This window comes from Beijerinckia sp. 28-YEA-48, assembly GCF_900104955.1.
Lineage (GTDB): Bacteria > Pseudomonadota > Alphaproteobacteria > Rhizobiales > Beijerinckiaceae > Terripilifer.
In genome coordinates this window covers 5246436-5265702 of the sequence record NZ_FNSI01000001.1, presented here as the reverse complement: position 1 = coordinate 5265702, position 19267 = coordinate 5246436, and the positions used below count along the sequence as shown (strand labels likewise).

Below are 19267 nucleotides of genomic sequence, written 5' to 3'. Positions count from 1 at the left end.
TCTCGGTTCAAACTCATGTCCGGCAGGAAGCCACGACTATTCGTCGTGAATTTCCAGCTCATTGCGTTCCGCCATGGCCAGCACCGTATCGGCCACCTTGCGCCGGGCCTGACCGACATCCTTCTTGGAAACGCCCTGACTGCTCGCCAACTCCTGCTCGACCATGCGCTTGGCGCGCGACGACAAGGACGACAAGACCAGATCCTTGAACGAAGCCTCCGTACCGTTCAAGGCAAGGATAACCGTTTCGACCGGAACCTTCTCGAACAAGATCAGGCGCGCTTTGGTCGACAACTTCACCACATCCTCGAAGGTGAACAACTGACTGCGAACCGCTTCCGCTGCCTCGGGCCGCGATTCCGCGATATTCTGCAGAATGCCTTCCATCTGGTCGCGCTCCAGACGGTTCATAATGTCGGCGAATTGTGTATGCGATTTTCCCGCGCTTTTTCCGGCATTGCCGGACAGCAATTCCTGTTGCAACCCCAGCCCGATCAGGCGCAGCGCGGCTTCGGAAACGGGCTGCAGTTCAAGCATCCGGAATGACACGTCATTGCGCTGACCGTCTGGCAGGAGACGCAGCACGGCGGCGGCCGCGACAGGACTGATCTTCGACAGCACGAGTGCCGAGGTTTGCGAATGCTCGCCCGCAAGATAATTCGCCAAGTCACCTTCCGGCGCCCTGGAAATCTGGTCCCACAAGCCTTGGCTCGAACTGCCCAGAACGTCGGACATGAGGGCGGAGACTTGGTCCGCCGGCAATGCCTCGGCCAACAGCTTTTCAGCATCGTCGGTAGAGCCAACAAGACTGGTGCCCGACGAGAAATCGGCGGCGAATTCATCGACAAGACGCTGAACGACGTCCGGCTGGATCTCACGGAGCGTGGCGATGGATCGCGTGATGTCCTTCAATTCCTGCGGATTGAAGTGCTTCAGCAGACGGCCGGCATCCGACTTATTCATCGTCAGCAACAGCGCGGCGACTTTGTCAACGCCGCGCAGCCATGAAACTGGCGTCCCCATACTCATGCCTTCTCTGACAGCCATTCTCTTGCCTTACGGGAATCAGACGGAGCTGGAAGAACCAACAATCTCTGTCAGGGAAATTCCGATGCGCGAACCATTTTCCTCGGCCACGACCAGTTCGCCGCGGGCGACGATGCGACCGTTCACAACGACGTCGACGGGATCGCCAACCCGCTGATCGAGGAGAACCACGGCGCCGCGCCCGAGCTTCATCAAACTCGTGACTGGCATCGTTGTCGATCCCAGGACGATATCAACCCTGACAGGGATCTGCAGGATATGATCGATGCTGCCCGGCTCCGGATTTTCTCCGTTCGGCGGCCGAATCTCGACACCAGATGTTTCGCGTATTTCGGACATTCTTCTCTCGCTTCAATTCGTCGACTGTTGCCCGACGCATGAATCCAAATTTTTCTTGCCGCGCAAAAGATCGCCTTTAATCGGGACCGAGCGCAACGTCTCATTCTGCGCGGCACCAATGAAGTCTTTGATGCGCGCGGTATAGGCTCCGTTCGACTGCCCCAATTGGCACGCGTAGAGCGGCTTTCCATTGGACTCGAGCACAACGCCCGCATCGATCGTCGTTTCCAGGTAAAGGGTCTGATTCACTTTCAGACGGGAGATTTCACCAAGCGTCAGACTGCTATCGCTAATGACGGCGCGCAGCACGACTTCCGTCTTCACCAATTCCTCCCCGAACTGATGGCTCCAGTCCTGGTCCGTCCTGACATTCGGATCTTGCGGCGACTGCGCGAGGTCGTGGCGCAACACGGACAGCGCGCCAAACGGCACAACAATCGTCACGTAGACAGACGTCGATCCCGCCACGATCCTGATTTTGGCGCTGACGCACGGATTGGACCGCCGCCCAATTTCAATCCGTTCGATGCGCCGCTCGGCGCCCTCGAAAAGCAAGGAGGAAGGTCGCAACGTCGAAAAGCCGGTTTGCATAACGCCCGACAGCGTTTGGAACAGACTGTTGGCGACACGGATTTCGAGGTTGGAGAGCGGCCGTTCCGTGCCCGATACCGCCTCGCCGCCGGCCCCGCCAAACATCCGTTCCAGCATGGTCAGAATAAAGGGAACGTCCATCAACACGACGACACGTTCATCCCACTCGCCGACATTAAAAACACCGGCGAGGAATTTCGGCTCTGAACGCGCCAGTATTTTCTCGGCGGCCACGCATGAAATGTCCGCCACGCTGACGGCCACTGTTTCATCCAACTGCCGAAGCTCGACCGCGAGTTGCGCCGCGATTCGATCAAAGACGATCGGCACCATCGGCAACCGCGCGAGATTGGGGCCCCCGGACAACAGATTATACGTGGTGGGCGAACTTTCGCTAGAATCGGCCCGGGCGATGGTCATGTCCTGTTATGCAGCCTCTTTTGTGCCGCCCGCGACGGTCGCGTTCTCGACTTCATCAATGGTCGGCCGTTCGTGGGAAGAGATTGTCTTTCGACCGTGTTCAACGGCGATCTGCGGCATGGCCCCGTTCATAAAGGCAAGAAGCGACTGCTTCACGACAATATAGGCCCTGCTCCGCTTCTCGCGGGAAATCTTGATCTTGTTCGCGATCGGCGTGACGATGCCATAGGAAATGAAAATTCCAAGGAACGTGCCGACGAGGGCGGCACCGATCAGGCCGCCCAACAGTTCCGGCGATTGGTCGAGCGCGCCCATCGCCTTGATCACGCCAAGCACGGCAGCGACAATGCCCAGAGCCGGCAGAGAATCCGCCACGGTCGTCAACGCCGTATAGGGCTTGAGATTGTCGTGACGCACGGTGTGCAGCTCTTCGTCCATCAGCGCTTCGATTTCATGGGTCCGCGCATTGCCGATAATGATCAGGCGCAGATAGTCGCAGATGAATGTGAGCAGCCCCGTATTGGCTAGGACTTTTGGATATTGCTGGAAGATCGGCGACTCTTCCGGATTGTCGACATGCGTCTCGACCTCGTTGCGGCCCTTGGCGCGCAGCTCACGCATCAGCGCGTGAATGAGGCCAAGAACATCAAGGTGATCCGCAGCCTTCGTGCTCTTGCCCATAAGGACTTCGAGGATGGCGCGCCCGGTGTCCTTAATGGTGGAAACCGGGTTGGCGATGATGAACGTGCCAAAGGCCGCCCCGCAAATGATGACGAATTCCCATGGTTGCCACAGGACGATGAGATGGCCGCCGAGCGCGGCAAAGCCGCCCAACATGCAACCCAGAGTTATTGTAAGACCGATGGCAAAGCTCAATTCATGGCCTTTCACTGCTGCGTCCATGTCTGTTTTGCTGACGTCAACCTTGCGCGAGGCTTTCGCCGCCAGCGCCAGTCTGGCGCAAGGCTGATACCTTAGAGATCGACAGATATTTTAAGGTGTGATCATGCTATCGACCTATCAGAGCTTTAAGATCATCAACGCCGATATGACGCGCTCGCTGAATCGCGTCGCCACCGACCCGATCAACAAGCGAGCGACGGACTACTATCAAGCGAACATCGAAAAAGTGAAGTCGATCGACGACTTCCTGAAGGACGACAAACTCTTCTCCTATGCCATGAAGGCCTATGGCTTGTCGGACATGACCTATGCGAAGGGCATGATCCGCAAGCTGCTGCAGGAAGGCGTGGAGAATTCCAAAAGCCTTGCCAATAGGCTGGCGGATCCCAGATACAAGGCCTTTGCAACGGCGTTCAATTTCGCGCGCTACGGACAACTGACCACCACATTCGCCTCGACGAATGCGGAAACGGTCAGCAAGTTCAATCAGCAGACGCTTGAAGAAACGGCCGGCCAGGACAACGCGGGCGTCAGGTTAGCGCTCTATTTCAAGCGCAATGTCGGCACCATCAAGTCGTCGTACAATATTCTTGCCGATGCAGCCCTTTTGAAAGTGGTGCAGACCGCCCTCAACATTTCGCCCTATACCTCGGCGGCAGATATCGACGCCCAAGCCAAGGATATCGACAAGCGGCTGAAGGTGGCCGACCTGCAGGACCCCAAAAAACTCGACAAATTCCTGCAGCGTTTCACCAGCATGTACGACCTCGCGAACTCAACCGGCACCTCAAGCATTGTGCCAGCCTTCACCGGCCAGACGTCGCAAATCGGCATCGGCGCCGACCTGCTGATGAGCCTGCAGAACCTCAAGTTGGGGCGATAGGAATGCAATCAAGCCTGTATGTTGGAATTTCCGCGCAAATGACATTGCGTCGGCAGCTCGATGCGATCGCCAACAATGTGGCCAACGCCAATACGACGGGATTTCGCGGCGAAGAGATCAAGTTCGAGAAATTGGTTACGGGCGATAAGGATGTCGCCTTTGCCTCGACCGGCAGCACCTATATTCAGCGGCGCCCGGGCGCGATGGTCAAGTCGGACAATCCTCTGGACGTGGCTATTTCCGGCGAGGGTTGGCTCAGTCTGCAAACCCCGAATGGAACCGTCTATACGCGCGACGGGCGCATGATGATGGCGGAGACCGGAGTACTGCAATCGATCGCGGGCAACCCTATTCTCGACGCTGGCGGCTCACAGATCCGACTCAATCCGGCAGACGGCCCCGTCAGCATCTCGCGCGACGGCATGCTCACCCAAGCCGGCATTCAGGTCGGCGCCATCGGCCTGTTTTCCATCGACGAGAGCGCCAAATTGACCCGGGCCGAAAATTCTGGCGTTATCCCCGACCGCCCCGCGATTCCGATTCTCGATTTCCGGGCCAGCGGGCTGGTTCAGGGCTTTACTGAGAACTCCAATGTGAATCCGATCATGGAGATGAGCCGCCTCGTCATGATCCAGCGCGCGTTTGAGAGCATGACGAGCTCCATGGAAAGCTCCGAGAACTCGTTCAACGATGCGATTAAGACGCTCGGCGCCACGACATGACATCGGCGTTTTCCGAAGCGCGCCGAGATCATTCCAACATGTCCGCCCTTGATCGACTGGCCGGCGCGGTTGCATCGGCAGCGGTCGACGGTCCGACGATCCGCACCGGCGGCCTCGTCCAGAGTGTTGCCGCCGGCACCTATTCCGTGTCCGGCCTTTCGAAATTCGCACGCCTTGGCGATCAGGTTTTCTTCGATACGGGTGAGCAGACAGCTTTCGGCGAAGTCATTCGCATCGACGAGCTTGTTCTCGTCAAATCCTTTCAGACCAGAATGGATGTCGGCCTCGGCACCAGGGCCTGGCTCGCCGGGCCGCTGCGCATTGCGCCAGACAAGGCCTGGCAGGGGCGCGTCATCAATTCACTGGCGCAGCCGCTGGACGGCAAGGGCAAGCTGCCGGGCGGCGGCGTGCTGATCGCGACCGATACCGACCCGCCTCCCGCGATGAGCCGGGAGCGCGTCAGCGAAGCGATCAAAACCGGCGTATTGGCGATCGACGTTTTCACGCCCCTGTGCGCGGGACAGCGCATCGGAATTTTCGCCGGCTCCGGCGTCGGTAAATCGACCTTGCTGGGCATGTTGGCGCAGGCCAAGGGCTTTGACATTGTCGTCATTGCTCTCGTTGGAGAGCGCGGCCGCGAGGTACGCGAGTTTCTGGAAGACTCTCTGGCCCTGGGCGCCGAGCGCGCAATCATCGTTGTCGCGACCGGTGACGAGAGCCCGATGATGCGCAAGCAGGCGCCGCTGACGGCGATGACCATCGCCGAATATTTCAGGAACGACGGCGCCTCTGTTCTGCTGATTGTCGATTCCGTCACCCGTTTTGCCCATGCATCGCGCGACATCGCGCTCGCGGCGGGCGAACCGCCCGTGGCCCGCGGCTATGCGCCAAGCGTCTTCAGCGACCTGCCGAAATTGCTCGAACGCGCTGGGCCCGGCCCCTCCGGCAAGGGCTCGATCACCGGAATATTCTCCGTCCTGGTCGACGGCGACGATCACAACGACCCTGTCGCCGACAGCATTCGCGGCACGCTCGACGGACATATCGTTCTGGACCGGTCCATCGCGGACGAGGGACGCTATCCGGCCATCAACATTCTCGCGTCTATCTCACGCCTGTCGCAGCAGGTCTGGACCCAAGAACAGCGGGAACTGGTGCGGAAGCTGCGCGCGATCGTGGCGCGCTACGAGGACACCCGCGACCTGAGATCCATGGGTGGGTATACGCCCGGCAGCGATGCGGAACTCGATCAGGCCGTCAAGATGGTGCCCAAGCTCTATGACGCCTTGCGGCAATCACCGGGGCAACCGCTCAGCAGCGAGGCCTTCCGCGACCTTGCTGAAAAACTGCGCGAGCCTGGCTGACGGAGTTGGAAAACCACCTCATGCGCAAACGGAAAACAGGATGGAAAAGTGACGCGGCGCTTTGTGTCGTGGGCGTCGTCTGCGCGGCGCTCTCCCTCAAGTTCGCGATAACCAAAATCTCCGACACCACCGCTCCGGGCCTTACCGGCATCGAGCATTTCCGCATATTCGCGATGCCTTCGACCGGTGGCCGGCTTCCAGGAAAGACCGGCGAACAGACGGCCTCCGGCCAGACGCCGCTCGACCAGGTCGCCGGCGGCCAAACACCGCTTGGTCAAACACCGCTTGGCCAGTCTCCACTTGCCAATGAGACCGCGTTCGACCCCATCGTCACCGGATCGATCAGGACGACGGCTGGCGCGCCCATGGCGAACGCAGCCGGTCGCGCATCCGCCGCCCGGTCAGCAGACAGCCCAACGCGCCAGACCGCGCCTCTGAATGCTTATGCCTTGCAGGGCGTGTTCGACGGAAAGGCGCTTCTGCAGGGGCCCTCTGGCTATCTGCTCGTGTCCTCGGGAGACACAATTCCGGGCATCGGCCGGGTCCAGTCGATTCAAAGCCAGGGCGAAAACTGGATCGTGCGGACCCCGGTTGGCAATCTGACAAGCGGAAAATAGCCGGTCTATCGGCGCGGCTGCACAACCCGCAACGTTTGACGGCGGACCTCAGCCCGCCGCACATGCATCATCATTTGAAGAGGATCTCTGACGTCAGGAAGCTGCTCGCTCCTTGCCGACGAGCAATCTAGCCCGTCGAGATCTGATCGTTGAACTCGAATGAATATCCGAGATAGCGCTTTGAATCGATCGGGTCATATCCCAGGCGCTGACGCAGCTTCTTGCGCAACTTGCTGACGTGGCTTTCGACGACGCATTCGTCGACGCATTCATCAAAGAGCCCGTACACCGCGTTGAAAATCTGCGTTTTCGTGACTCGTTTGCCAGCCTTTGCGACAAAAAACTCAAGGATGCGGCGTTCGCGACGCGGCAAAATGAACGGTGTGTCGTCGATCAGCGGATCCCGCCCGTCGAAAAACACCCGCAGATTGCCTCTGGTCGTGGTCACGCGTCGCTCGACGGCAACCCGTCGCCGGATCGCTTCGATGCGGGCCAGGATCTCTCGAACATGAACCGGCTTTCTAACGACATCGTCCATGCCGGCATCAAAGAGCGCCAGCGTGTGCTCCAGGGATTGATACTCGCTCAGCGCGATGACCGGCGCCCGCGAGCGCTTCCGGATCATCGTTGGGAAGTTGTTCTGCTCGCTGCAATTGCCGATGACGAAGCCTTCAACGGCCTCAAAATCATCGCCCGTTGCCGCGCCAACCCATTCACCGAAATCGGACGGCGAAAACTTAGTTGTACAAACCCCCGCCTCGCCAAAACCTGAGGCATAGGCGCTGAGGACAACTTGCCGCTCGTCGATGATCACCAACATTGGCCACCTGAATCCGAATCACATTGTGGCGATTCTCGGTCAAAGTCGTGGCAACGCCAACTGAAATCTTTAACATAAAGTTAGCGAATTGAAGGTTTTGAAAGATTGCATGCACCAGTGACTCTCTTGCCACAATTTCCGCTGCAAGCACCCAGTCGCCTCACGCTGTACAATACGATCCGCGCTTGTTCATCATGTTTCGAGCTAATCGTGGTGGGTCTTCCACACTCTCGTTAGAACTAAGTCCAAGACATGACTCCGGAATAACGAGAATGGCAGACCGCTCCTTTGAAAGGCCTCCATCGGGAAAAGCAGCTCCCCTTCTGGAAGCCGGCAAGATCTCCGGACCCGATCCCCAAGGCTCCCATAGCAACCGGGCGCGCTCCGGCTGGTTCTCGCGCATCCGCTCTCCCCAAGAGTCCCGAACCGCCAAAACGCCGGATGCGGATAGCGCCGATCAGCAGCCTGCCGTGACCTACTGGGTCACCACCAGCAACGAGAAGCGCCGGACGCCCCGCCGTCGCACCAGGCTGCGGGCTGGGAAGATCGTCGACTCCAACAATCAGTTCCTGTCCGAATGCGTGATCGTCGACCGATCGGCGCGCGGCATCCGCGTGCGCCCGATGCGCAAGGTCGCGTTGCCGCAATTTTTTCGCCTCTACGACGACCTCGACAAGAAGATCGTCGATGTTTGCCGGGTCTGGTCGGACAATGGCGATATCGGCGTTGTCCTGCGCGACGTCTGGGAAAGCGCGCAGACGGCCAAGCATCCCTGCGCCACGCTGGGCGGGAAATACTACGCGGTCAACGACTGACCGAAACCGCATGTGCGGCCCCTCACCCGCCGACGAAGGCCCGCGCATCCTGATGCGACTTGAACCGACGCATGCCAATGCGGGTCTCGATCTCCGTGCTGCCATCGGCATAGACAACATAGGCCCGATCCTTGATCCAACCCCGATCGACGATCATATCTGGCGCCTCCTCGGCGGCGGATGCCTCCGCCGCTTGCGGTGCCGCCGGCTGCTTGGCCGTCCGGATGAGAATGGCGTCGAAGAAGCGTTGAAGCGCGCCAAACCCTTCCCTGAGCGTTCCGACAATGATGCAACCGAACCCGGTCAGGATAAGGCTTTGACCAAGGGTGCCAAGGTTATATCCGTTCAACCAGGCCAGCCCCGTCTGAAGCAGGCCCGCGGACGGGCGCAGATCCACCATCGCGACGAGCAGGATGGCCCAGCCCGCTGAGATCAGAACCGTTCCCGTAACGCCCAGCCAAGCTCTTCTCATTGGCAGGAACCCTTGATGCGGCGACAGATCATCTGCGCACGTCCGCCTTCGCCACATAGTTGAATTGATCGACGAGGACCTCTTTCACCAGATCCCCCTTCAATCTCACACGCAGCTTTTCGGTCAGCGCCTTGGCCAGGCCGGCGAGATCATAGCGCTCGGTCTGTTTGAAACTGAGCGCCTCGTCCGAATAGATAAGACGGAACGCTTCATCGAGAAGATAGATTTCGAGCGGAACAGGTGATTCCTTCAAGACCCTGGCATCGGCTGTGAAGACGAACTGCACAACGATATAGCCCTGAATAACGCCCTCACTCAGCAGCGGAACGCTGAGGGGACGCACCTTTCGATACTCGATTCCGCTGACCGCCTCTTCGCCCGCGGGCACTTTGCCGTGGGTTTGCCAATAGGTGATGCCATAACTCGACATCATCATCACGGCACAGCCCCAGATACCCGCAAGAACGATCTTGATCATCCGATGCGCTCGCGGCTCCCTATCCGCGCCGAATAGGTCCCGTCGGAGTCAACCGATTCCATCGCATGCGCGAGAACGTCGGAAATCTCTCGGGCGGCTGCCAGATGATTTGCAATGACCCGCTGATTCTCGTCCAGAATGGCGCGCAGGCTTTTCAAACGGCCGAGACTGTCATCGTCCAGATCCGAAATGGCGACGGACCGCGTCGCGCGGATCAGATCCAGAAGCCCCCGGCTCTTGCGATCGTTGAACTCCCGCAATTGCGAAAGATTGTTTTCCGAAAGACTGAGGATCTCCTGGGCAACCGTTTGCTCCAGGCGCGCGACCGCATTGCGAAATGCCGCCAGCGATGACGGATCGGCTGCAAGGCGCGAGCTCTGCAGCTCCACGCCCGGTAAATCCAAGTCCTGCAAATCTAAATCCTGTATGGACGTGTCTTGTATGGACGTGTCCTGCAAGGACGCGCCTTGCAAATCCAAGCCCTGTGAATCCAAGCTCTGCAAATCCATGTGATGCCTCTCGTTGCCTTGGATTAAATGCGTTCGGTTTTCTCACCGACGCCAGCCGCGGCGGCGCTAGCCGCCTCCGCCTTCTTCTCGATATAGATCGCGATATGCTGGGCCAGTCCGATGCCGCCACGGTTGACCAGCTGGGTGGCCAATTCCTTCGACAACATTGATTTCCAAATGCTGCCCGCATTTCCTTTGCCGTATATTTTCTCGCTGTTGGGCAGCATGGCCTCAATGCTCTTTTGCAACAGAACGGCTTCAAATTCCTTCGCCGTCTTTTGCGCGCTTGCAGCCGCCGCGCCGGAGCTTTGAGTCAAGCCGGCCAGCCGCGCGCGGATATCTCCAAAGCCCGGGCCCTGAAGACGAGCAAGATCGGCCGCAAAATCGGCAGAACCCGCTTGTGAGGCGCCTTCCGCCAATTTCCTGACGGCGACATTCAACCGCGCGGGATCTGCCGACCGGGCAACGTCCAGAACGATGTCGGAAGGTGGCTTGATCGCCATAAAATAGGTCCTGATGACTGCTCGTGCGGACTCTCTCTGCTGAAGCTTATGGGAGCCTTGCGGCCTGCTTCGCGCCCAGCAAATCGATCAGCCGATTGAGGTCCTTTGCCTCTTCTTGTCGTCGGACCACGACCTCAACCCGCTCCCGCAATCGGCCGAACAGCTTCAGACGGCGGGCTTCGTCCAATAAGCGGACGGCAAGCTTGAGCCGGTTTTGCCGGACAAGCGCCAGCTCCTCCTCCAAACGTCGGCTTTTCGAGGCCAACAGTTCGACGAATTTGCCATAGCCGCCGATATACTCATTGGCGACCGACATCAGCTCGCGCTTTTGCCGCTCCAGCTCCGTTTCGCGACGCTGAAGCTCAAAAATCTGCGCTTCCAGCATGCGATGACGCCACGACTGCGCCTGCTCGATTCGTTCAAGACTTTCCAAACGACGAGACACGTCGAACTACCCCGCGCTGAGCCAGGAGCCAAAGGCCTGGATGAAACCGCTCAGAATGTATTTGCCTGTAAAAAGGAACAGGATGAGCCCGCCCGCCAAGGTGAACGGCAATGCCAAGAAATAGACCGGAACTTGTGGCGTCAGCTTGTTCAGCAATCCAAACGCCAAATTGATGATGATGCCAAAGATGATGAACGGGCTGCACAATTGCAGCGCGATCACAAAAGCGCGGGCCAGAATGCTCGTCACCTGCACCAGACCGGATCGCGGATGGAATCCCTCCGAAACCGGCATGGTCGCGTAAGACGACACCAGCGCGCGGAACAGTTCCAGATGCAGATCGGTCGCGAACATCAGCATGGTGGCCGCGAACATCATCAGAGCCGCCAACGGTGACAAAGGCTCATCCTCGTTGATAGGCGCACCGACATTGTTGCTGATGCCGATCGCCATGCCTGCCGCGGCCCCCATCGTCTCGAGCGCCCCGAAGAAGCAGCGCCCCAGAACGCCGATCATCCCGCCTATCAGGGTTTCGGACACGAGGAGGCCGACAAAACGATAGTCTGCGTCCGCTGGCACAGCGGGCCGAATCGTATCCATGAGCATCGGCGTGAGCGCCAGCGTCACGCCCAAGGCGATGAAGAGACGAACGCGTATCGGCACTCGCGGACTGGAGAACCCCGGCATGATCATAAGACAGGCGCCGATGCGGCAGAAGACGACCATCGCCACAAGGACGATGTCCGCCCCAAGAGCTGTCACGAAATCGTACCCAGGCTTTTGATCTCGATGCCGCGTGCGATTTCCAGATGCGAAAGCACCGGAAGAGAAGCGAAGAGTCGCTCGGTGATCATCCTGACATAGGGGCGCGATTCCGCGGTGGAGACGAGAACGAAGTGATGGCCTTCGTCCATACGCGCCTGGATGGCCGTGGTGGCATCCGCGCCAAACTCCTCGAGCATGCGGGGGTCAAGGTCGAAATCCTGAATATCGCCCTTGCCGTCGCGCTTGAGGCTCTGATGGAAGGCCAGGTCCCAACGGTTTCCAAGCCGCAGGACTTTTAGAACGCCGCCCTCGCTCATATCGCCGCAGATCTGCTGAGCCATTCTCATCCGGACATGCTCAACCACCTGTTCGGCCCGACGCGCATGCGGCGCGATTTCGGCGACAGCTTCGAGAATGAGATGGAGATTGCGAATGGAAACGCGTTCCGCCAGCAGCAGCTTCAAGACCGCTTGAAGCCCGGAGTAGGAAATATGAGCCGGGCAAACGTCGTCGATCAGCCGCTTATATTCGGGATCCAGGCGATCCAGAAGCTTTCGCATGTCCTTATAGGACAGCAGTTGCGAAAAATTGTTGCGCACGACTTCGCTGACATGGGTCAGCATCATGGAAATATTATCGACGGGCGTGAAGCCATCCTGCTTCAAATCGCTCGAGAAGGTTTCCGGAACCCAGACCGCCTTCATGCCGAACGACGGTTCGCGCACTTCGTCGCCCGGATACTCCGGCTTGCGACCATCGCCCATCACCACGAGTACTTCGTTGAGCCGCAATTCATGCGAGGCGACAACCGTGCCGTGAATCTTGATCTGATAACTCTTCGGCCCAACACTCAAACTGCTCGACAGCTTGATCTCCGGCACGACGAATCCATACTGCTGGGCAAATCTGCGGCGCATTTTAGCGACCCTGTGCCCGATCTCGTCATGCGCGGTCGCCATCTTCGCGCTCAGCTGTTTGCCAAGGCAAAGTTCTATTTCCGCGGTTTTCAAATACTCCTTCACCGATTCCTTGGACTCGGTTTCCGCTCGCTGGTCCGCTTCCGCCTGGTCCCGATCGGCCATGGCTTTCGCCGCGTTCAACCGACGGGGAATGGAATAGCTGACAAAAGCCAGGAGCAGGCTGAGGAAGGCAAACGGCATGAACGGCAGGCCGGGCACCAACGCCAGAAGCATCATCAGGCTCGACGCGACAAACAGAGCCCGCGGATATTTTCCGAGCTGCCCGACGATCGCCTGTTCGGCCGAACCGCGCGTGCCGCCCTTGGAGACGAGGAGACCGGCGGCAAGCGAGACGATCAGCGCCGGAATTTGCGACACAAGACCGTCGCCGACCGAGAGCTTCACAAACACGTCGGCAGCATCGCCGATCGCCATGTTGTGGCGCGTGACGCCAAGAATGATGCCGCCGAAAATATTGACGATGAGAATGATGATGCCCGCGATGGCGTCGCCACGGACGAACTTGGAAGCACCGTCCATGGAGCCGAAGAAGGAACTCTCCTCCTCCAGTTCGCGGCGCCGCAGCTGCGCGTCTTTCTCGTCAATCAACCCGGCGGATAGATCCGCATCGATGGCCATCTGCTTGCCGGGGATCGAATCCAGCGCGAAACGAGCGCCGACTTCGGCGATACGCGTCGCGCCCTTGGTGATGACGAGAAAATTGACGGTGATGATGATGATAAAGACGATGATCCCGATGACGAAATCGCCGCTCATGACGAGTTTCGAGAACCCGCCGATGATATAGCCGGCCGCCGTGACGCCTTCCGACCCATGCGACAGGATCAGACGCGTGGTGGCGATGTTCAAGGCCAAACGCAGCAAGGTCGCGACCAGCAGAATGGTCGGAAAGGCTGAAAATTCGAGCGGCTTCTGAATCCACAGCGAGACCATCAGGATCAAAACGGAAAGGGCGATCGAGAAGGCCAGTCCGATGTCGATCAGGATCGGCGGAATCGGCAGAAAGAAGATGCATAGAATAAAGACGATACAGGCCGCGAACGCTAAGTCTCGGACATTGGTCGGAGCAGCATTGGCCGGCTTTGCGGCGATAGTCCCGGCCATCTTCACGTCTGCTCCTGCCTCATATAAACGACATGGCGCGGGATGCCCCGCCCGGCTACATCGCCGGGTCCGCCAGCTATCGCGTTTTGCGGTTTGATTCAGTCAAACGGAGCAAAGACGCGCCTAAACAAAGATCCCAGGCAGAACTGCGTTCTATCCAAGCGCAATTTGCCCGGTGCGTTCAGTGAACAAATCCGGATTCGATGCGGGAGTAAGCGAATTCGCTAAAGACATAGAGCTTCGCACCCACGAACGGCGCCGAGAAAGCGATCACGACCGCCATGACGACGATTTTCGGCACGAAGGTCAGCGTCGCTTCCTGCACTTGCGTCAAAGCTTGGAACAGAGCAATCACCACGCCAATGATCATCGCCGCCGCGACCGCCGGACCCGCGCCGAGCAGGACGGTCCACATCGCCGCGTCGACAAGATCGAGCGCGTCAGCCTCGTTCATTTAACTAACCGTCACACCGTCGGTGACGGCCAGCTTGTTACCATTGTCGAGGATCGCCACCAGTCCTCCGGACTGCAGCGTCACCGAACTCACCGTTCCGGTGATGGCGCCATCGGCCGACGTCAGCTTTCGCCCGATGATTCCATCCGCCTGCGAAAGCGCCGAGTTCGTCAGCAGAGCGCCCAGCTTCGAGTTCATCTGCACGGTCTGTTCGACATTGGAGAAAGACGCCAGCTGCGACAGAAATTCGGTCGAATCCGTCGGCTTCGTCGGATCCTGATTCTTCATCTGCGCCACAAGAAGCGTGAGAAAGGCGTTGTAGTCCACGGTCGGCGGCTGCGCCTTCGCAGTGGATGTCGTCGATGTGTCCGACGTCTGAGTGGCGGAATTGACCTGCATTCGACTTTCTCCGATTGAAGCGCTCTTACGCGGCGCTGACCGTTTCGACGCGTTCCATGGGCTCGATGGGTTTCGGGTGAAGAATGACGTCCTCGATCGGAAACAAACCGCGGATCGTCTTCATCGCATCGAAATATCGCTCCGCCGTGATCTGCGCCGTTGCCGTCTTGAGACCGGCGAGAACTTCACCATTCTCGAACGAATTGTTCAGGGCGGGAAGCATGGAGGCCAGTAGACCGTGGACCACCGGTGCAGTCTTCGGATCCATGAGGGCCGCCTGGAGCACGAAATAGAGCTGACGAAGCGGCGTGCGCGCATCGGCTTCCTGCAAGACATGAATGTCGAGAAGGAAAACCGCGTCGTTCATAAGTTGAACATTGACCTTTCGATCGACCTGAACGACCGCGCCATTGAGATAAAACTTGGAGTTCGGCTTCAACGAAATGATCATGACGACCTCATTTCAACCCATCGCGCACGATCTGATTGATCTCGATCAGATCGGCGAGGGATGTCGAGCTTCCGCTTCTGATCGCGTCCACTTCCTTCGCGATCCAAAGACCGATCGAGACAATACCCGCGCGCAGATCCTTGGGCAGATCGTTCTCGGAGCCACAAAGATCCTTGATCAAAATGGACCAGAACATCTGCAGAAAATGCAGAGCGTGCACCGTCTCGATGGAGCCGACGCCATTTTCTTCCGCAGCACGAAGCAGCTTCAACGCATGATCAAAAGCCTCACGCTCGCGACGTCTGGCCTCATCTTGGCCATCGTCAAGAACTTCGGAATAGAGAAACTGATACATGCCCGCTCCCGGATCGCTACAGACATTCCACTACAGATATTTCAGCAGCGACAGTTGTTGAACACGCGCTGTTATCGAATACGCCATCTCCATCTGCGTGGTCAGACTTTGAATTCTCAGCGAGACTTCGTTGTAATCGACGCCAACCAGATCACCCAACGAGCTCTCAAACATATTGCTCTGGAGTGTCATCCGATCGTCTGCGGCGGTCACTCTCTGTTGCGCGTACCCGACTTTGGCTTGAGCCCCCGTCAACCCAGTTACGGCCTCACCAATCATCGCGATCGCCTTATCCATGGTCGCCTGATAGGCACCGCTGCCCATCTTATCCACGTTAAGACCGGCAACCATGGTGTATGCCATCGCAAGCTTGCGCATGGCTGGCTCATTCGCCGTCACCGACGTATCGACGCTTTCATTCGGCGATATGCGGCTTTTGATCGCTGTGTCGGATGCCGAACTTGTTGTCGCCGACCAGTTCTGAGCGCTGAACGCCGACTGGAACTGATTGTCGAGAAAGTTCTGCATGTCGCTTTGCGATATCGACTGCACGCGCGGATCGCTTTGCGGAAACCCAAACGTCGCCTGAAAGCTGGCATCGATCGCCTGCTGAGCCGTTGATGCAGGATTCGAGAAATAGCTCGCAATCGGCTTCACGCCCGTGTTCTCGCCAGCGAAGATATAATCTCCACTGATGTTTGTATTCAGGATCCCCTCAAGGTTCTGCAACATAGACTTCGCCTGATCGGCGATGTTCGAAGCATTCCCTGGGCTGCTGCGCGCTCCCATGAGCTGGCCGCTGAAATCCTGAGCGCTCTTCATAAGCGCCGTCATCGACGTCTGCAGAGCAGTCATTCGCGTCGCAGCCAGCTTGTTCGTATCTTGTATGGCGCTGAGCTGGCTCTGCTGGTTGTTCAGTGAGAACGCCTGCCCCACACGCGAGCCAAGCGTCAGTCCCTCATCCGCCACGGTCCCAGAAGCGAGTTCCTTCTGTCCCTTGGCCAATTGCAACTGGATTTTCTGAAGCGCGATGCGCATGGCATCGGAGGTGGCCAGAGCGGATATCCCGTTAGTCATGATGTCAGCCTATCGCCTGAAATAAGACGCCAAACATTTGGTCGATCGCCGATATCAGCTTCGACGAAGCCTGGTAGGAATGTTCGATATCGAGCATGCGTGACAGCTCATCGTTCATATCGACGCCGTTGGCGCTCGTCAGGGCTTGCGTAGCGCTATCGCGAATCGTGCTCTGCTGATCGGACCTGTCGGACGCTGCCTTTCGGGTGCCCGCGAGCCATGCCGCCGACGATGTTGCAAAGGTCGATACGCTGGCGGAAGTCCCTATGCCCGAGGCAGGATCGAAATTCTGGTTGGCCGACAGCTTATCGACAAGCCCCTGCAGACGCCCGGAATAGCTCGCCCCGCCAGAGCTGTTGTAAACATAAGCAGGATTGCCCGGATCCGAAATGCCGCCATCGCGAAGCAGATTCAGATTGCCACCTCGCGCGGGATCGACACTGGCGGAGATGCTGATGTTTGCAGCCAGACCATCGGTGACCGAGCCCGGCGGCATTCCGGGCGCGCCGGACCAGGTGAACAAACCTGGCTTGTCCGGACCACCCGCCGACGACTGGTTGCTTTCGGCAAAGGCATTGATCAGCCCACGCGCCGTCTCGTCCAATTGCTTCTGGTATTGGACACTGACGTCATCACGCAACTGCGCAAGACCGAACAGATTGCCGGACTTGATGCCCATATTGGAGGATTTCGACGTGACATCGACACCATCGATCATCACGGCGGCGCCAGTCGTCCCCGCCGAGAATGCGGCCGTCGGCTGAAACGTGACCTGGCGCGGCTCCTTGTCGAACAAGGTCACCCCGCTATCCGTATAGATCGCCATTCCGTTGTCTGGCGCCGACACGACGGATATGCCGATTTCCTTCGAAAGCGACGTTAGAATTCGGTCGCGCGCATCGAGCTGGTCAGTGATATCCGCATTGGATGAGCTGCCCCTGACGATCGCATCGTTGACGTTCTTGAACTGCGCCAGCAGATCGTTGATCGACGACACCGAAGTCGCCATTTCGGAATCCGCCTGCTTGCGGATTCCTTGAACGGTGGTGGTGGCGTCGTTCAGAGCGGCCGCCAGATCCTGCGCCGCACGCACCGCATCCTGCAGGGAACTTGGATTGTTCGGGCTCCCTGCGGCGGTCAGCAGCGCCGAATTCAGACTGGCGATTCGAGACGACACGGACGTACCGTCCGAGGACGTTCCGATCGTTTGCGAAATCTGATCAAGCCCGGCGGACAAGGCAGCACTGGCCGCAGCGCCGGAGGTCGCCCCCAGCGCCTTGGTCTGCAAGGCCAAATTCGTCGCGCGCGTGATCGACGTGAGATAGCCCCCGTCGAGATTGCCGACGATCCCAACCGTCTTTCGCGAATAGGATGAATCGTTGGCTCCCGCGATGTTTCGCGAGGTCACGTTCATCTGGGTGCTGGCGTTGGCCAGCGATGATTTAGCGGTGTTGAGCGCACCGGTGAGCGTCATCTCATATCCTCAATTCACTAAGTAAGAGATCACGCCTTCAGATTCATCAGCACGTCCATCATCTCGGACGCACCCTGAAAGACTTTCGAATTCGCCGCGTAGGACCGCTGCGCCTCGATCATCGTCGTCAGTTCGGAGCCCAGATCGACCCGCGAATTTTCGAGTGTGGACGAGTTGATGGAGCCGAGTGATCCCTGCCGGGCATTGCCGATCAGGATCGATCCGGACGCAGAGGTATCCGCGAAGGCATTGCCGTCGACCGGCCGCAGATTGTCGGGGCTTGCGACATTGGCCAGAGGAATAAGGAATTTCGGCACGCGCGTACCGTCCTGATAGACGCAGGACAGAATCCCATCGCTATCGATCTCGATATGATCGAGAGCGCTCGGCGCGTTGCCGTTCTCCGTCGCGTTGCTGATGGCAAACGCTGAAGCCAGCTGCGTCGACTTGCTCAGATCCAGCGACATCGTTTGCCCCCCGGGGATGGCAATCGACACGGGAGAACCGCTCACCACAGAACCATTGGTGGGACTGAAATCCAGCGTGTCCGTCGCCAGCGCCGCCGACGAATAGGGGAAACCACCGCCCGGCGCCGCATCGGCCTTGTTGAAGACGGACACTTCCCAGGTGTTGTCAGCTGTCTTGGAGAAATAGACGTCCAGCTCCACCTTGCCGCCGAGATTGTCATAGACAACCCGCGAGGTCTTGCTGGTGAATGTCGAGTTCGCCGCATTCTCCGACGGCAGCTTAGTGGGGTCTACCGCCGTGGCGGTGGAGGGAAGATTGGCCGAGATGTTGCCAGCGGTCGTCGGGCTGGCGACGAGCGCGTTCTGATTGAGGGAGATCTTAGTCAGGCCGGAAAGCCCGTTCGAGCCAGAGGCGCCCGGGGTGGAAAGATCGTAGCCCATCAGGGAATAGCCGGCGGTATTGACCAGATTGCCAGCGGCGTTCGGCACGAAGGATCCGGCGCGGGTGAGATAGGGCGGACCACCGTCCTTGGACACAAGGAAGAACCCTTCGCCACGGATGGCAAGATCGGTCGTGCTCGTCGTGCCTTGCAATGTCCCTTGTTCGGTTATGTTGTAGCGAACAAGACTGGACACGCCGCCCGACGTATAGCTTTTGACGTTGTTGCTGCCCATGACCGTTTCAAATTCGGTCGACGCCCGCTTGTAACCAGTCGTACTGACATTGGCGATGTTGTCGGCAACCGTGCTCATGCGGGTCGATTGCGCGTCCATACCAGAGATGCTGGTCCGCATTGTTCCAAATAGGCTCAT

The 19267-nt window shown here is 58.6% G+C and carries 24 protein-coding genes; 5 read left to right on the top strand and 19 right to left on the bottom strand.

Annotation, left to right across the window (positions count from 1 at the left end; all coding sequences use genetic code 11):
* Positions 1–36 precede the first annotated feature (36 nt).
* Genes BLW50_RS24680 through motA form a run of 4 tightly spaced genes read right to left on the bottom strand, consistent with a single transcriptional unit; the run spans position 37 to position 3273 of the window.
* On the bottom strand, positions 37–1023 hold the full coding sequence (locus BLW50_RS24680; RefSeq protein ID WP_170850338.1) for a flagellar motor switch protein FliG: 987 nt from the start codon (positions 1021–1023) through the stop codon (positions 37–39).
* A 42-nt stretch (positions 1024–1065) separates the two neighbouring features.
* On the bottom strand, positions 1066–1386 hold the full coding sequence (gene fliN, locus BLW50_RS24675) for a flagellar motor switch protein FliN (RefSeq protein ID WP_090707513.1): 321 nt from the start codon (positions 1384–1386) through the stop codon (positions 1066–1068).
* A 12-nt stretch (positions 1387–1398) separates the two neighbouring features.
* Positions 1399–2397: a FliM/FliN family flagellar motor switch protein gene (locus tag BLW50_RS24670; RefSeq protein WP_090707512.1), complete on the bottom strand. Its 999-nt coding sequence runs from the start codon at positions 2395–2397 to the stop codon at positions 1399–1401.
* 6 nt (positions 2398–2403) lie between these two features.
* Positions 2404–3273: a flagellar motor stator protein MotA gene (motA, locus tag BLW50_RS24665; protein WP_090709648.1), complete on the bottom strand. Its 870-nt coding sequence runs from the start codon at positions 3271–3273 to the stop codon at positions 2404–2406.
* A gap of 130 nt (positions 3274–3403) precedes the next feature.
* On the opposite strand from motA, the gene BLW50_RS24660 reads away from it, so the two are divergent.
* The 4 genes from BLW50_RS24660 to BLW50_RS24645 are packed head-to-tail and all read left to right on the top strand — an operon-like array spanning position 3404 to position 6886.
* Entirely contained in the window at positions 3404–4183 is a 780-nt protein-coding gene (locus BLW50_RS24660; protein ID WP_090707511.1) for a DUF1217 domain-containing protein, read from the top strand.
* Between the two features lie 2 nt (positions 4184–4185).
* Positions 4186–4905, top strand: coding sequence for a flagellar basal-body rod protein FlgF (gene flgF, locus BLW50_RS24655; RefSeq protein ID WP_090707510.1), 720 nt, complete (start codon positions 4186–4188; stop codon positions 4903–4905).
* Between the two features lie 38 nt (positions 4906–4943).
* Positions 4944–6269 (top strand): flagellar protein export ATPase FliI, encoded by a 1326-nt coding sequence (gene fliI / locus BLW50_RS24650; protein WP_090709645.1) that lies wholly within the window; start codon positions 4944–4946, stop codon positions 6267–6269.
* Positions 6270–6274: 5 nt separating this feature from the next.
* Positions 6275–6886: a hypothetical protein gene (locus tag BLW50_RS24645; protein ID WP_139267729.1), complete on the top strand. Its 612-nt coding sequence runs from the start codon at positions 6275–6277 to the stop codon at positions 6884–6886.
* 127 nt (positions 6887–7013) lie between these two features.
* Here the strand turns inward: BLW50_RS24645 and BLW50_RS24640 are convergent, their stop codons facing one another.
* Positions 7014–7706, bottom strand: coding sequence for a response regulator transcription factor (locus tag BLW50_RS24640; RefSeq protein WP_090707508.1), 693 nt, complete (start codon positions 7704–7706; stop codon positions 7014–7016).
* Positions 7707–7978: 272 nt separating this feature from the next.
* Here BLW50_RS24640 and BLW50_RS24635 point away from each other — a divergent pair, with 272 nt between their 5' ends.
* Positions 7979–8521, top strand: a complete 543-nt coding sequence (locus BLW50_RS24635; protein ID WP_090707507.1) for a hypothetical protein — start codon at positions 7979–7981, stop codon at positions 8519–8521.
* A 22-nt stretch (positions 8522–8543) separates the two neighbouring features.
* On the opposite strand, the gene BLW50_RS24630 is transcribed toward BLW50_RS24635, so the two are convergent.
* The 14 genes from BLW50_RS24630 to BLW50_RS24565 form a co-directional block, all read right to left on the bottom strand.
* Positions 8544–8993: a hypothetical protein gene (locus tag BLW50_RS24630; protein ID WP_090707506.1), complete on the bottom strand. Its 450-nt coding sequence runs from the start codon at positions 8991–8993 to the stop codon at positions 8544–8546.
* Positions 8994–9021: 28 nt separating this feature from the next.
* Complete coding sequence (locus BLW50_RS24625) at positions 9022–9471, bottom strand: hypothetical protein (RefSeq protein ID WP_090707505.1); 450 nt, start codon at positions 9469–9471, stop codon at positions 9022–9024.
* Positions 9468–9980 (bottom strand): hypothetical protein, encoded by a 513-nt coding sequence (locus BLW50_RS24620; protein WP_090707504.1) that lies wholly within the window; start codon positions 9978–9980, stop codon positions 9468–9470. The genes BLW50_RS24625 and BLW50_RS24620 overlap by 4 nt, the downstream gene beginning before the upstream one ends.
* Before the next feature lie 23 nt (positions 9981–10003).
* The gene (locus BLW50_RS24615) at positions 10004–10399 is read right to left on the bottom strand and encodes a rod-binding protein (RefSeq protein ID WP_244544379.1); all 396 of its coding nucleotides are present in this window, start codon (positions 10397–10399) and stop codon (positions 10004–10006) included.
* A gap of 130 nt (positions 10400–10529) precedes the next feature.
* A complete protein-coding gene (locus BLW50_RS24610) occupies positions 10530–10928 on the bottom strand; it encodes a hypothetical protein (RefSeq protein WP_139267728.1) in 399 nt (132 codons plus the stop codon).
* 6 nt (positions 10929–10934) lie between these two features.
* Positions 10935–11690: a flagellar biosynthetic protein FliR gene (fliR, locus tag BLW50_RS24605; RefSeq protein WP_090707501.1), complete on the bottom strand. Its 756-nt coding sequence runs from the start codon at positions 11688–11690 to the stop codon at positions 10935–10937.
* Positions 11687–13777, bottom strand: coding sequence for a flagellar biosynthesis protein FlhA (gene flhA, locus BLW50_RS24600; protein ID WP_090709642.1), 2091 nt, complete (start codon positions 13775–13777; stop codon positions 11687–11689). The genes fliR and flhA overlap by 4 nt, the downstream gene beginning before the upstream one ends.
* Before the next feature lie 181 nt (positions 13778–13958).
* Positions 13959–14231: a flagellar biosynthetic protein FliQ gene (locus BLW50_RS24595; protein ID WP_090707500.1), complete on the bottom strand. Its 273-nt coding sequence runs from the start codon at positions 14229–14231 to the stop codon at positions 13959–13961.
* Positions 14232–14630 (bottom strand): flagellar hook assembly protein FlgD, encoded by a 399-nt coding sequence (gene flgD / locus BLW50_RS24590; protein WP_090707499.1) that lies wholly within the window; start codon positions 14628–14630, stop codon positions 14232–14234.
* Between the two features lie 25 nt (positions 14631–14655).
* Positions 14656–15081 (bottom strand): flagellar biosynthesis repressor FlbT, encoded by a 426-nt coding sequence (locus BLW50_RS24585; RefSeq protein WP_090707498.1) that lies wholly within the window; start codon positions 15079–15081, stop codon positions 14656–14658.
* Between the two features lie 7 nt (positions 15082–15088).
* On the bottom strand, positions 15089–15436 hold the full coding sequence (gene flaF, locus BLW50_RS24580) for a flagellar biosynthesis regulator FlaF (RefSeq protein ID WP_090707497.1): 348 nt from the start codon (positions 15434–15436) through the stop codon (positions 15089–15091).
* 30 nt (positions 15437–15466) lie between these two features.
* Positions 15467–16513, bottom strand: coding sequence for a flagellar hook-associated family protein (locus tag BLW50_RS24575; protein ID WP_090707496.1), 1047 nt, complete (start codon positions 16511–16513; stop codon positions 15467–15469).
* 4 nt (positions 16514–16517) lie between these two features.
* Positions 16518–17987 carry a flagellar hook-associated protein FlgK gene (gene flgK, locus BLW50_RS24570; protein ID WP_090707495.1) on the bottom strand — a complete coding sequence of 490 codons (1470 nt, stop codon included), beginning with the start codon at positions 17985–17987 and terminating at the stop codon, positions 16518–16520.
* 29 nt (positions 17988–18016) lie between these two features.
* Entirely contained in the window at positions 18017–19267 is a 1251-nt protein-coding gene (locus BLW50_RS24565; protein WP_090707494.1) for a flagellar hook protein FlgE, read from the bottom strand.

Coding starts and splice junctions, on each gene's coding strand:
- BLW50_RS24680 (WP_170850338.1), bottom strand. CDS start 1,023: ATGGGGACGCCAGTTTCATGGCTGCGCGGCGTTGACAAAGTCGCCGCG.
- fliN (WP_090707513.1), bottom strand. CDS start 1,386: ATGTCCGAAATACGCGAAACATCTGGTGTCGAGATTCGGCCGCCGAAC.
- BLW50_RS24670 (WP_090707512.1), bottom strand. CDS start 2,397: ATGACCATCGCCCGGGCCGATTCTAGCGAAAGTTCGCCCACCACGTAT.
- BLW50_RS24660 (WP_090707511.1), top strand. CDS start 3,404: ATGCTATCGACCTATCAGAGCTTTAAGATCATCAACGCCGATATGACG.
- flgF (WP_090707510.1), top strand. CDS start 4,186: ATGCAATCAAGCCTGTATGTTGGAATTTCCGCGCAAATGACATTGCGT.
- fliI (WP_090709645.1), top strand. CDS start 4,944: ATGTCCGCCCTTGATCGACTGGCCGGCGCGGTTGCATCGGCAGCGGTC.
- BLW50_RS24640 (WP_090707508.1), bottom strand. CDS start 7,706: ATGTTGGTGATCATCGACGAGCGGCAAGTTGTCCTCAGCGCCTATGCC.
- BLW50_RS24635 (WP_090707507.1), top strand. CDS start 7,979: ATGGCAGACCGCTCCTTTGAAAGGCCTCCATCGGGAAAAGCAGCTCCC.
- BLW50_RS24630 (WP_090707506.1), bottom strand. CDS start 8,993: ATGAGAAGAGCTTGGCTGGGCGTTACGGGAACGGTTCTGATCTCAGCG.
- BLW50_RS24625 (WP_090707505.1), bottom strand. CDS start 9,471: ATGATCAAGATCGTTCTTGCGGGTATCTGGGGCTGTGCCGTGATGATG.
- BLW50_RS24620 (WP_090707504.1), bottom strand. CDS start 9,980: ATGGATTTGCAGAGCTTGGATTCACAGGGCTTGGATTTGCAAGGCGCG.
- flhA (WP_090709642.1), bottom strand. CDS start 13,777: ATGGCCGGGACTATCGCCGCAAAGCCGGCCAATGCTGCTCCGACCAAT.
- BLW50_RS24595 (WP_090707500.1), bottom strand. CDS start 14,231: ATGAACGAGGCTGACGCGCTCGATCTTGTCGACGCGGCGATGTGGACC.
- flgD (WP_090707499.1), bottom strand. CDS start 14,630: ATGCAGGTCAATTCCGCCACTCAGACGTCGGACACATCGACGACATCC.
- BLW50_RS24585 (WP_090707498.1), bottom strand. CDS start 15,081: ATGATCATTTCGTTGAAGCCGAACTCCAAGTTTTATCTCAATGGCGCG.
- flaF (WP_090707497.1), bottom strand. CDS start 15,436: ATGTATCAGTTTCTCTATTCCGAAGTTCTTGACGATGGCCAAGATGAG.
- BLW50_RS24575 (WP_090707496.1), bottom strand. CDS start 16,513: ATGACTAACGGGATATCCGCTCTGGCCACCTCCGATGCCATGCGCATC.
- flgK (WP_090707495.1), bottom strand. CDS start 17,987: ATGACGCTCACCGGTGCGCTCAACACCGCTAAATCATCGCTGGCCAAC.
- BLW50_RS24565 (WP_090707494.1), bottom strand. CDS start 19,267: ATGAGCCTATTTGGAACAATGCGGACCAGCATCTCTGGTATGGACGCG.